The sequence below is a fragment of the Streptomyces sp. NPDC048269 genome, from assembly GCF_040652395.1.
GTDB lineage: Bacteria > Actinomycetota > Actinomycetes > Streptomycetales > Streptomycetaceae > Streptomyces.
In genome coordinates, this window is record NZ_JBEZLW010000005.1 from 308,837 (window position 1) to 321,378 (window position 12,542).

The 12,542-nt window shown below is 71.9% G+C and carries 8 protein-coding genes; 4 read left to right on the top strand and 4 right to left on the bottom strand.

The genetic code is table 11. The features are described 5' to 3' along the window. Positions 1-66: 66 nt before the first annotated feature. Positions 67-2,322: a bifunctional glycosyltransferase family 2 protein/CDP-glycerol:glycerophosphate glycerophosphotransferase gene (locus AB0D48_RS08615; protein WP_362392217.1), complete on the top strand. Its 2,256-nt coding sequence runs from the start codon at positions 67-69 to the stop codon at positions 2,320-2,322. Between the two features lie 96 nt (positions 2,323-2,418). Here the strand turns inward: AB0D48_RS08615 and AB0D48_RS08620 are convergent, their stop codons facing one another. Further along, a complete protein-coding gene (locus AB0D48_RS08620) occupies positions 2,419-3,036 on the bottom strand; it encodes a TetR/AcrR family transcriptional regulator (protein ID WP_362392220.1) in 618 nt (205 codons plus the stop codon). A gap of 146 nt (positions 3,037-3,182) precedes the next feature. On the opposite strand from AB0D48_RS08620, the gene AB0D48_RS08625 reads away from it, so the two are divergent. Next, positions 3,183-4,088, top strand: coding sequence for an ABC transporter permease (locus tag AB0D48_RS08625; protein ID WP_362392223.1), 906 nt, complete (start codon positions 3,183-3,185; stop codon positions 4,086-4,088). After that, positions 4,081-4,863: an ABC transporter ATP-binding protein gene (locus AB0D48_RS08630; protein WP_362392226.1), complete on the top strand. Its 783-nt coding sequence runs from the start codon at positions 4,081-4,083 to the stop codon at positions 4,861-4,863. The genes AB0D48_RS08625 and AB0D48_RS08630 overlap by 8 nt, the downstream gene beginning before the upstream one ends. A gap of 191 nt (positions 4,864-5,054) precedes the next feature. Here the strand turns inward: AB0D48_RS08630 and AB0D48_RS08635 are convergent, their stop codons facing one another. From AB0D48_RS08635 to AB0D48_RS08645, 3 genes are all read right to left on the bottom strand, one after another. Next, positions 5,055-10,022 carry an NAD-glutamate dehydrogenase gene (locus AB0D48_RS08635; protein ID WP_362392229.1) on the bottom strand — a complete coding sequence of 1,656 codons (4,968 nt, stop codon included), beginning with the start codon at positions 10,020-10,022 and terminating at the stop codon, positions 5,055-5,057. Positions 10,023-10,389: 367 nt separating this feature from the next. Beyond that, the gene (locus AB0D48_RS08640) at positions 10,390-11,061 is read right to left on the bottom strand and encodes an HAD family hydrolase (protein WP_362392232.1); all 672 of its coding nucleotides are present in this window, start codon (positions 11,059-11,061) and stop codon (positions 10,390-10,392) included. Further along, on the bottom strand, positions 11,058-11,558 hold the full coding sequence (locus tag AB0D48_RS08645) for a hypothetical protein (protein WP_362392235.1): 501 nt from the start codon (positions 11,556-11,558) through the stop codon (positions 11,058-11,060). Before AB0D48_RS08645 ends, AB0D48_RS08640 begins: the two co-directional genes overlap by 4 nt. A 370-nt stretch (positions 11,559-11,928) precedes the next feature. On the opposite strand from AB0D48_RS08645, the gene AB0D48_RS08650 reads away from it, so the two are divergent. Beyond that, a complete protein-coding gene (locus tag AB0D48_RS08650) occupies positions 11,929-12,393 on the top strand; it encodes an Rv3235 family protein (protein ID WP_362392334.1) in 465 nt (154 codons plus the stop codon). Positions 12,394-12,542 lie beyond the last annotated feature (149 nt).

The window sequence follows — 12,542 nt, forward strand, 5'->3', positions numbered from 1 at the left end:
CGTAACCCGATCGCCACGCCGGGGGTTGCTGGGCAATATGCCCGCCCGCCGACCCCTGGATGTGCCGTGCCCCGGTTCAGCGTCATCGTGCCCGCGTACAAGGTCCAGGCGTACCTCCAGGAGAGTCTGGACTCGGTCCTGACGCAGTCGTACCCGGATCTGGAACTGATCGCGGTCGACGACGCCTCCCCGGACGCCTGCGGATCGATCATCGACGAGTACGCGGCCCGGGACCCCCGGGTCACCGCGGTGCACCTGGCGCACAACCTCGGGCTGGGCCCGGCCCGCAACGCGGGCCTCGCCCGGGCCACCGGCGACTACCTGGTCTTCCTCGACGGCGACGACACCCTGGCCCCCGGCGCCCTGCAGGCCATCACCGACCGGCTGAAGGCCACCGGCTCCCCCGACGTCCTGGTCTACGACTACGCGCGCACCTTCTGGACCGGCGGCCTCGTGCGCAACCGCCTCTCCCACCGGCTCTCCGAGGAGGGCCCGGCCAGCTTCCGCCTCGCCGACCGACCGACGCTGCTCGGCATGCTGATGGTGGTGTGGAACAAGGCGTACCGGCGCGAGTACGTGGAGCGCGAGGGCTTCGCCTTCCCGCCCGGCTTCTACGAGGACACCCCCTGGACCTACCCGGCGCTGCTGGCCGCGGAGTCGGTCGCCGTCCTGGACCGGGTCTGCGTGCACTACCGCCAGCGGCGGACCGGATCGATCCTGACCACCTCCAGCCGCCGCCACCTCGACATCTTCGACCAGTACGACCGGGTCTTCGGCTACCTCGCGGGGCGCCCCGAGCTGGAGCGCTGGCGCCCCACCGTGCACCGGCGGATGGCCGAACACTTCTGCGCCCTGTACGCCGATCCGCGCCGGCTCCCGCGCGGCAGCCGGTCCGAGTTCTTCCGCCGGGCCTCCGCGCTGCTGCGCCGCTACCGGGCGCCGGGCGGCGCGGGCGCGCTGCCGCTGTCCCTGTCCCGGACCGACCGGGTCCGGCACACCCTGATGCGGCTGGGGACCCGGCGCACGTACCGGCTCCTGTCGGTCGTGCGCTCGGCCGCGCTGACGGCGGGGCGCGGCGGCTCGGCCCTCTCGCGGGGGCTGCGCGAGACCGCGCTGCGCCTCCACTACCGGATCCAGCGCCTCCTTCCCCTCCGCTCCGAGCTGGCGGTCTTCTCCGCGTACTGGCACGGCGGTTATGCCTGCAACCCGGCGGCGATCGAGGCGAAGCTGCGGGAGCTGGCGCCCCGGATGCGGACGGCGTGGATCTGCGACCCGGCGCACGCGGCGACCCTGCCCCGGGAGACGGCGGCGCTGCGCCCGGGCTCGGCGGCGTACTGGACCGCCCTCGCCAGGGCCACGTACCTGGTCACGAACGTCAACTTCGAGCGGGGCCTGGTCAAGCGTCCGGGCCAGATCCTGGTCCAGACCCAGCACGGGACCCCGCTCAAGCGGGTCGGCCTCGACCTCCAGGACCGCCCGGCGGCCACGCCGACCACGGACTTCGCGGGCCTGCTGCGGGGCGCCGACCAGTGGGACTACCTGCTCTCCGCGAACCGGCACTCCACCCTGGTCTGGGAGAGGGCCGTCCCGTCCTCGTACACGACGCTGGAGTACGGCTACCCGCGCAACGACGCCTTCCACCGTGCCACCCAGGCGGACGTCCTGGACCTCCGCGAACGGCTCGGCATCGCGCCGGGCACGACGGCGGTCCTGTACGCGCCCACGCACCGCGACTACCGGCGCAGCCGGCCGGACCACCTGGACTTCGAGCGGGTGCTGCGCGATCTCGGGCCGCGGTTCACGCTGCTGGTCCGCACGCACCTGACGTACGCGGACTCCCCGGCGGCCGGGCTCGACCCGCACCCCCGGCTGATCGACGTCTCCTCCCATCCCTCGGTGGAGGAACTCTGCCTGGCCTCGGACGCGTTGGTGACGGACTACTCGTCCCTGATGTTCGACTACGCGGCGCTGGACCGGCCGATCGTGATCCACGCGGATGACTGGGAGGCGTACGAAGCCGCCCGCGGCACCTACTTCGACCTGCGCTCCTGCCCGCCGGGGGCGATCGCCCGCACGGAGGACGAGCTGGTGGACATCTTCGCCACGGGCCACTGGCAGGGCTCGCGCTCCGCGCAGCTGCGGTCCGCCTTCCGCGCCAGGTTCTGCTCGTACGACGACGGCCACGCGGCCGAGCGCGTCGTACGCCGTGTCTTCCTGGGCCAGTCCGGCGCCCCGACCCCGCCGGTCGTCCCCCTGGAGGAGCGCCGCCCCGCCCCCGCGGCCCCCGCCCCGGCCCCGGCCCTGACTCCGGTCTGGCCGTAACGCCGCCGGGGCTCCGCCGGGAACAGTGCGGCGCCGATGCCGGGGGCTCCGCCGCGGGGTCTGGGGTCGGAGCCCCGGGAAGGCTGCCCGCAGGGGTCAGGAAGCCCGCAGGCCCGCGACGACCGAGCGGGCCAGATCGTCCAGATAGGCGGTGGGAACGGCTTCACGGACGACCACCTGCCGCCAGTACAACGGGCCGATCGCCAGATCGAGCGCCCGCCCCGGGTCGACACCCTCCGGCAGCTCGCCCCGCGACACCGCTCCGGAGACGATCCCTTCCGCCATGCGCCGCTGCCCGTCCAGCAGAGCGCCCCGCACCGCGTCCGCGATCTCCGGATTGCGCGCCGCCTCGACCAGCAGGTCGGGGATCACAGCCGAGGCCACCGGATGCCGCAGTACGTGTGACATGACCTCCAACAGGGCCCGTACGTCCCCGTACAGCGATCCGGTCTCGGGCACCGGGAGGCCGTCCGCCGCGAAGGCGCCCACCAGGTCAAGGACCAGGTGCAGCTTCGACTTCCAACGGCGGTAGACCGCGGTCTTCCCGACCCCCGCCCGCCGCGCGATCCCCTCGATGGACATCCGGGAGAAGCCGACCGCGGCCAGTTCCTCGACCACCGCCTCCCGGATCGCCTCGGTCACGTCCTCGCGCAGGACGGCGGCTCCGGCGGGGGCACGGCGGGCGGGGGCGGGGGCGGCAGGCTCCGAGGTCATGCACACAGCATAGCTTCGCGCGTCACGACGATACGGTTGCGTTCCGACGAGCGGCACCCTAACCTCGCCGTAGCGACGATACGGGCCCGTCCCGTCCTCGTCGCCAGCGCAGCGCACCCGCCCCGACCCCGGCGAAAGCGACCCCCGTGACCACCGCGACCGCAACCAAGACCGCATCCGCATCCGCGACCCCCGCGGAGCTGGCCGCCGCCCACGGCCTGACCCTCAGCGGCGCCCGCCCCACGCTCCCCCGCTACATCGCGGAGCTCTGGGGCCGCCGCCACTTCGTCACCGCCTACGCGACCGCCCGCATGCAGGCCACGTACAGCACGGCGAAGCTCGGCCAGGTCTGGCACCTGGTGACCCCGCTGCTCAACGCGGCGGTCTACTACTTCATCTTCGGCGTCGTCATGCGGGCCAGCCAGGACGTGCCCGACTACGTGCCGTTCCTGATCACCGGCGTCTTCGTCTGGGACTTCATCGGCAGCTCCCTCAACGCCGGGACCCGCGCCGTCCACAGCAACCTCGGCCTGGTCCGCGCCCTGCACTTCCCCCGCGCGAGCCTGCCCCTCTCCACCGTCATCCAGCTCTTCCAGCAGCTGCTCGTCACCATGGGCGCCCTGGCCATCCTGCTGCTCGCCTTCGGCCAGACGCCCGCCCCGTCGTGGCTCCTTGCCGTACCGACCCTCCTGCTGATGGCCTGCTTCGCCGCCGGCTGCGCGATGGTGCTGGCCCGCATCGGCAGCAAGAGCCCGGACATCAGCCAGCTGATGCCGTTCGTCCTGCGCACCTGGATGTACTCCTCGGGCGTCATGTGGTCCATCGACTCGATCCTCAGGACGGACCACCTGCCGCACTGGGTGTCGATGGTGCTCAAGCTCAACCCGGCGGCCGTCTACATCGACCTGATGCGGTTCGCGCTGATCGACAGCTTCGAGGCGCACTCGCTCCCGCACCACGTGTGGGCGATCGCCACCGGCTGGGCCCTGCTCGCCGGCGTCGGCGGATTCATCTACTTCTGGAAGGCTGAGGAGGAGTACGGCCGTGGCTGACACCGCAACGAAGGCCCGCGTCCCCACCGTGATCGCGGACGAGGTCCACGTCGTCTACAAGGTCCACGCGGGCGGCGGCCGCAAGGGCGGCGCCACCGCCGCCCTCAGCCGGATCTTCTCCGGCAAGCCGGCCCCCGGCGTCCGCGAGGTGCACGCCGTCAAGGGCGTCACCTTCACCGCGTACAAGGGCGAGGCCATCGGCCTCATCGGCTCCAACGGCTCGGGCAAGTCCACCCTGCTCAAAGCGATCGCCGGCCTCCAGCCGGTGGCCCGCGGCGCGGTCTACTCGCACGGCCAGCCCTCGCTCCTCGGCGTGAACGCCGCCCTGATGAACGACCTGACCGGGGAGCGCAACGTCATCCTCGGCGGCCTCGCGATGGGCATGTCCAGGCAGCAGGTCCAGGAGCGCTACCAGGACATCGTCGACTTCTCCGGCATCAACGAGAAGGGCGACTTCATCTCCCTGCCCATGCGTACGTACTCCTCCGGCATGGGCGCCCGGCTGCGGTTCTCCATCGCCGCCGCCAAGGACCACGACGTGCTCATGATCGACGAGGCCCTGGCCACGGGCGACGCCGCCTTCCAGCGGCGCAGCCAGGCCCGCATCGAGGAGCTCCGCGAGCGCGCGGGCACCGTCTTCCTCGTCAGCCACGGCATCAACACGGTCCGCGAGACCTGCGACCGCGCGATCTGGCTGGAGTCTGGCGTCCTGCGCATGGACGGCCCCTCCGCGGAGGTCTGCGACGCGTACGAGGCCTTCACCGCGGGCCGCTGACCCGCCGGCCCCATTCCCAGCCTCGGCGGGGCAATCCCAGCCTCGCCGGCGGACCAACCCCAGCCTCGCCAGCGTCTGAGGCGCGGGGGCCCGGGAGCAGAGCACCCGCAACGGCGCCGCACCCGCACGCAAACGGGCCGGGCCCGGGACCACGAGGTCCCGGGCCCGGCCCGTCTCCGTACACCCAGCGGTCAGCTATGGGTGCGCAGCAGGCTGCGCATCGTCCGCATCGCCACCGACAGGTTCGCCAGGTCGAAGTCGTCCGAGCCGCGGATCTCGTCCAGCGTCGTCCGGGCCCGCCCGATGATCGCCGCGTTCTTCTCCTCCCACGCCCGGAAGCGCTCCTCGGGAGTCGAGCTGCCGTTGCCCACCGACAGGACGTCGGCGGTCAGGGCGGCGTGCGCCGCGAACAGGTCCTCGCGGATGGAGGCGCGGGCCATGGACTGCCAGCGGTCGGCCCGCGGCAGCTCGATGATCCGGTCCATGAGCTGGGTGATGTCCAGACGGTCGGCGAGGTCGTAGTAGACCTCGGCGACGTCCAGCGGAGCCACCCCGGTGCGGTCCGCGATCGCGACGACGTCGAGCGTCGGGAAGGCAGAGGAGAAGCCGGCGACCTTGGCCGCCAGTTCCTCCGGGACGCCCTCGCCCGTCAGCTCGTCCATGATCGACTGGTACCACTCCAGGTCGGCTCCCCGCACCAGCTTCGGCAGCTCGGCCCAGACGTGACCGACCCGCTCCGCGAAGAAGTCGATGGTCTCGGTGATCTGGAGCGGCTGCGGCCGGTTGTTCAGCAGCCAGCGCGTACCGCGCTCGACCAGGCGCCGCGAGTGCAGCCGGATCCGGGTCTGGACGTCGGCCGCGACCTTGTTGTCGAGTGCCTCGACCGAGTCCCACACCTCGGCCAGGCCGAAGATCTCACGGGCCGCCAGCTGCGCCCGGACGATCTCCTCCGTGGAGGCGCCGGTCTCCTCGCGCAGACGGTGCAGGAACGTCGAACCACCCGTGTTGACGGTGTCGTTGACCAGGAGCGTGGTGGTGATCTCCCGGCGCAGCGCGTGCCCCTCGATCTGCTCGGGGAACTTCTCGCGCAGGGCGGCCGGGAAGTAGGCGTAGAGCAGGCGGCGCAGGTACGGGTCGTCCGGCAGGTCGGTGGCGATGAGCTCGTCCGCCACCGTGATCTTCGTGTAGGCGAACAGGACGGCGAGCTCCGGCTGGGTCAGGCCCCTGCCGTTGCTCAGCAGCTCACGGACCTGCCGGTCGGCGGGCAGGAACTCCAGCTGGCGGTTGAGCAGTCCTTCGCGCTCCAGGCGGCGCATGAAGCGCTGCTGCGCGTGGAGCAGGCTCGGGGCCTGCGCCGCACCGTTGGCGAGCGCCGTGTTCTGCGCGTAGTTGTTGCGCAGCACCAGCCTGCCGACCTCGTCGGTCATCTCGGCGAGCAGCTTGTTGCGCTGCTTGACGGTCATGTCGCCGTCCGCGACGACCGCGTTGAGCAGGATCTTGATGTTCACCTCGTGGTCGGAGGTGTCCACACCGGCGCTGTTGTCGATGGCGTCGGTGTTGATCTTGCCGCCCTCGCCGCCGGCGCCGGAGCGGGCGAACTCGATCCGGCCGAGCTGGGTCAGACCCAGGTTGCCGCCCTCGCCGATGACCTTGGCGCGCACGTCGGAGCCGTTGACGCGGATGGCGTCGTTGGCCTTGTCGCCGACGTCGGCGTGGGTCTCGGCCGTGGCCTTGACGTACGTGCCGATGCCGCCGTTCCACACCAGGTCCACGGGGGCCTTGAGGATCGCCTGCATCAGCTCGGCCGGGGTCATCTTGGTGACGGTCGCCTCGATGCCGAGGGCCGCGCGGACCTGCGCGGTGACCGGGACGGCCTTCGCGGAACGCGGGTGGATGCCGCCGCCCGCCGAGATCAGCGAGGTGTCGTAGTCGGCCCACGAGGAGCGCGGCAGCTCGAACAGGCGCCGGCGCTCGGCGTACGAGGTGGCCGCGTCCGGGTTCGGGTCGATGAAGATGTGCCGGTGGTCGAAGGCCGCGACCAGCCGGATGTGCTCGGAGAGCAGCATGCCGTTGCCGAACACGTCGCCGGACATGTCGCCGACGCCGACGACCGTGAAGTCCTCGGTCTGGGTGTCGTGGCCGAGCTCGCGGAAGTGCCGCTTGACGGACTCCCACGCGCCGCGGGCGGTGATGCCCATGCCCTTGTGGTCGTAACCGGCGGAGCCGCCCGACGCGAAGGCGTCGCCGAGCCAGAAGTTGTACGAGACGGCGACCTCGTTGGCGATGTCGGAGAACGTCGCGGTGCCCTTGTCGGCGGCGACGACGAGGTACGTGTCGTCCTCGTCGTGGCGGACCACGTCCTGCGGCGGGACGACCTCGCCGGCCACCAGGTTGTCGGTGATGTCGAGCAGCGCCGAGATGAAGGTGCGGTAGCAGGCGATGCCCTCGGCGAGCCAGGCGTCACGGTCCACGGACGGGTCCGGGAGCTGCTTGGCGACGAAGCCGCCCTTGGCGCCGACCGGCACGATCACCGTGTTCTTCACCATCTGCGCCTTGACCAGGCCGAGGATCTCCGTACGGAAGTCCTCACGCCGGTCCGACCAGCGCAGACCACCGCGCGCGACCTTGCCGAAGCGCAGGTGCACGCCCTCGACGCGCGGCGAGTACACCCAGATCTCGAACGCCGGGCGGGGTGCCGGCAGGTCCGGGATGGCCTGCGGGTCGAACTTCATCGACACGTAGTCGTGCCACTCGAAGCCCCGCGCCTCCTGGAAGAAGTTGGTGCGCAGGGTGGCCTTGATGAGGGTGAGGAAGGCCCGCAGGATGCGGTCCTCGTCGAGCGAGGCGACCTGGTCCAGGGCCCCGTCCAGCTCCTCCAGCATGGCGTCGACGAGCTCGGTGCCGGCCGTCTGCCGCGCGGGCGACAGCCGGGCCTCGAACAGCGAGACCAGCAGCCGGGTGGTGTGGACGTTGTTGCGGAGGGTGTCCTCCATGTAGTCCTGGCTGAAGGTGGAGCCGGCCTGGCGCAGGTACTTGGCGTACGCGCGCAGGACGACCGCCTGCCGCCAGGTGAGCCCGGCGCTCAGCACCAGGGTGTTGAAGTTGTCGTTCTCCGCCTCGCCGTTCCAGACGGCCGCGAAGGCCTCCTGGAAGCGCTCGCGGGCGTCGTCGCCGAGGTACGAGTCGCCGTTCGCGCCGACGGCGGGCATCCGCAGGCCGAAGTCGTAGATCCAGGCGCTGACCCGGTCGGTGCGGCGCAGCTCGTACGGGCGCTCGTCGGTGACCTCGACGCCCAGGCGCTGCAGCACCGGCAGGACCGCGGAGAGCGAGACCTGCTCGCCGGTGCGGTAGATCTTGAAGCGGCGCTCGCCGGGGGCCGCGCCGACCGGCTCGTACAGCGAGAGCGCGAACGGGAGGTCGCTGGCGGAGAGCTTCTCCAGGTGGCACAGGTCGGCCACGGCCGCGCGCGGCGAGTGGTCGGCCTTGTAGCCCTCGGGGAAGGAGGTGCCGTACTTGCGCAGCAGCTCGGCGGCGCGCTCCTCACCGAGTTCGGCGACCAGGGCCTCGGCGAAGCCGTCGGCCCAGGAGCGGGCGGCGTCGACGAGCCGGCTCTCGATGCGCTCGACGTCGGTGTCGGTCAGGACGGGCAGTTCCTTGCCCTGCGGGACGCGGACGACGAAGTGGATGCGGGAGAGGATCGACTCGGTGTTCCAGGCGGTGAAGTCGACGCTGATGCCGTCGAGCTCCTCCTTCAGGATGTCCATCAGGCGCAGCCGGACGCCGGTGGTGAACCGGTCGCGCGGCAGGTAGACGAGCGCCGAGTAGTAGCGGCCGTACTCGTCCTGACGCAGGTACAGCCGCAGCCGGCGGCGTTCCTGGAGGTAGAGCACCGAGGTGACGATCGACTGGAGCTGGTCGACGGGCGTCTGGAAGAGCTCGTCGCGCGGGTAGGTCTCCAGGATCTGCAGGAGGTCGCGGCCGTCGTGGCTGGACGGCGCGAACCCGGCGCGCTCGAGGACCTCGGCGACCTTGCGGCGCACGACCGGGACGCGGCGCACGGACTCGGTGTACGCGGCGGAGGAGAACAGGCCGAGGAAGCGGCGCTCGCCGACGACGTTGCCATCGGCGTCGAACTTCTTGACGCCCACGTAGTCGAGGTACGAAGGACGGTGCACCGTGGAGCGGCTGTTGGCCTTGGTCAGCACCAGCAGGCGGTGCTCGCGGGCCTTGGCGCGGGCGTCGGCGGGCAGCCGGTTGAAGGACGGCGAGACGGGGTGGCCGTCGTCCTTGCCGCTGTGGTGCGGGTCGGAGCGCAGGATGCCGAGGCCGGTGCCGGGGACGGCCGAGAGGGCGTCGCCGTCGACGAGGTTGTACTCGCGGTAGCCGAGGAAGGTGAAGTGGTCGTCGGCGAGCCAGCGCAGCAGTTCGCGGGCCTCTTCGAGCTCGTACTCGCGCAGGTCCGGGGCGGTCGGCTCGTCGGGCAGGCCTTCGGCGATGCGCAGCGCCGCGTCGCGCATCTTCTCCCAGTCCTCGACGGACTCGCGTACGTCGGACAGGACGCGCAGCAGGTCGCCGTTGATCTGCTTGAGGTCGGCGCGGTCGGTCTCGCGGTCGATCTCGACGTGGATCCAGGACTCCACGAGGGAGTCGTGGGGGCGCTTGGTGAGCGGGCCGTGCGCGTCGCAGTCGGGGCCGAGGATCTCGATCAGCTTGCCGGCGATGTCACGGCGGACGACGACCTGAGGGTGGATCACGACGTGGATGCCGCGGCCCTGGCGGGACAGCTCGTTGGTCACGGAGTCCACGAGGAACGGCATGTCGTCCGTGACGACCTCGACGACGGAGTGGCTGGACGTCCAGCCGTTCTCCTCGACGGTGGGCGTGTGCACGCGCACGCTCGCGGTGCCCTGCGGCCGGTTCTCCGCGAGCCGGTAGTGCGAGAGCGCTGCCCCGAACACGTCGACCGGGTCGCGGTCCAGCAGGTCTTCGGGGGCGGTGTGCAGGTAGTAGCGCTGGAGGTATGCGAGCACTGTGTCCCGGTCGGGACGCTCCCCCTGCTCGGACCCAGTCGGAAGTAGCCCCCCGGCCGGGCTGTTCTCAGCTACCCGTGCCGCCCGCGCGAGCAGCTCGGCCTTTGCTTCGTCCAGCTTGGTCTGCATGTCCTCTGGCTCCTGTCGCGCGCCATTGCGTGACGTAGGTGAAGGAAGGAAGGGCGTAGCGCCGCGAGGCGGGGTATCCGTCCGGGATCGACGCTATGCCGTCGAGAAGGCCTGCCGGGAGGGAATCGGCCATGATCGGCGAGAGGTCCCGGCGGCGGAAATCAGCGAAGGCCCGGGCACGGTTGTGCGCCGGGCGCAGGCCGGAGGCTCCAGTGCCCCCGATGACTATCGCGCTGATCACGGGTACAAGGCTATCTCGCCCCACCCCCAGGTCGTCATGCACTGCTTCTGTACAAATCTTGGGGTGGAACTTTGACACTCTGGCCAGCGACGTGAAGAGCAGTCCGTGCACTGGCCTGTCCAGTGTCTATTCGGACAGCTCGCGAGCTGTCCGTACGGCGTCGGCCAGGGTGTCGACGACGGGCACACCGGCCGATTCGAGACTGCCGCGGCTGTGTGAACCGCCCGTGTAGAGGACGGCCCGGGCGCCGACGTGGGCCGCGGCGAGCGCATCGTCGACGGCGTCTCCGATGAGGACCGTACGTTCTGCGGTCACGCCCGTCCCGTCCAGGGCGGACAGGTGGCGTACGAGATGTCCTGCCTTGCTGGTGTGGGAGGGACCGATGCGCCCGTCGACGCGCAGGAAGTGCCGCTCGATGCCGTGGAACCGTACCAGCGGCACCAGCTTCTCGTGGGGCGCGAGCGACAGCAGCGACTGGGTGAGCCCGTCTCGCTGCCAGCCCTGGAGCAGCTCCCGGGCGCCCTCGGCGAGCCCGGCGTCCTCGGCGGCGGCCCAGTAGTGCCGGTGGAACGTGTCGTCCATGACCAGCCACTCCTCATCGGTGGGCAGCCGGCCCATGAGGCGCTCGTAGAACTTGGGCACCGGTACGACGTACAGGTCGCGGTAGGTCTCCAAGGTGATCGGCGCGAAGCCGAGCTCGGCGAAGCTGGCGTTGGTCGCGGCCATCACGGCGTCGATGTCGTGGAGCAGCGTGCCGTTCCAGTCCCAGACGAGGTGCGTCGCGTGTACGGACGTCACGTGAGCAGCCCTGGAATCTCCTGCACGCCGAACCACAGCAGCTCGTGGTCCTCGGCGGCGTCGACGGTGAACTGCGCGTCGTCGTCCCCGGCGTCGGCGGCGTCGACGGCCGCCGCGGCGGCGGCCACGTCCTGCTCGGCGTCGTCGGCGTCGACGTGCACGGCGGCGGCCACGGTGAGCCGTACGGCGTCGGCGAGGGCGACCTGGCCGAGGGTGGCCTCGTCGAGCCCGGGGGTGGCCGTGGCGGCCTTGTCGGCGACGTCCAGGGCGACGACGACCCGCCTGCGCGGGGCCGCCGGGTCGGCGGCGATCAGCCGCAGGGAGGCGGCCGCGGCGCGGCTCAGGGCCGCGTACTCCAACTCCTCGATGTCGTCCGACACGTACCACTCGCGCAGCCCGGGCGTGACGGCGTACGCACGCAGCGGGCCGGGGCCCAGCTCACCCGCCTTGTGCGCCTCGGCGAGCCCGGGGAGGGTCAGGGGGACGTACACGCGCATGGCCGGCTGCTTTCGGTAGTCGGAAACGCCCTCAGGATACGACCGCCCCCGCCTTCACCGGGAGACGGCCGCCCGCCCACGGGCTCCGCGACGGCGTCGGTTCCCGCGCCCCTCCGGGTGACGGCCTCGTCCCCCTTCGGGGTGCGGGAGCGGGACCCGCGTCCGTCCACCCCGGTCCCCTCGGGCACGCCGCCGAGGCGCTGGGCAGCGCGCCGCGCACTCGGATAGGTGAACCGGGCGGGGGCCCGGGCCCGAGGGGGCCGACGGTTGCGGAGCGTGTTCGGGCGGCCGTAGAAGATCCCCATCAAGTTACCGCCCGGTACCGCTCCGGGCCCGGCCTGTTCGGGGGCAGATCGCGATGGACACCACGATGCGCGGCACGATCGGCGGCGAGGCGGCCCGGCGCCGGACCGGCGGCCAGTCCCGGACCCGGCCCGCCGGGCGGCGCGATGGGAGGCGTCCGGCGGCCCCGCCGCGGGCCCTGCGGCTCGGCCCGCACCACTGGTTCGCCGAACGCCTCCTGGCGGTCGTCAGCGGCCTGCGGCCGGTCCACTCGCTCCTGGGCCACACCGTCGGCCCCGCCTACCAGCAGCTGGTGAGTCTGGCCCCCTCCCACCCTTCCCCTCGCCCTTCTGGCGGGGCGGACGCCGAGCGCGAGCGCCTGCGCCCGGTGGTCCGTCAGTGCGGCCGCTTCACCCCGGGCCCGGGCGTCATCGAGGCCTTCGCCCGCATCGCCACGGGCGACCGCATGACAGCGATGGCCTTCCGCCTGGAACAGGGCCCGGACCTCCGCTGGCGCTGCGCGGCAATCGAAATCCAGGGCCGCCGCCCCTGACCCCCACCGGCCCCAACCCGTCCCCGCCGGCGCTCGAGGCGCGGGGACCGGGGCGGAGCCCCGATCGTTCCGCCCCACCGGGCCCACCCCGCCCGAACGGGCACAACCCAGCCCCACCGGCGTTTGAGGCGCGGGGCCCGGGGCGGAGC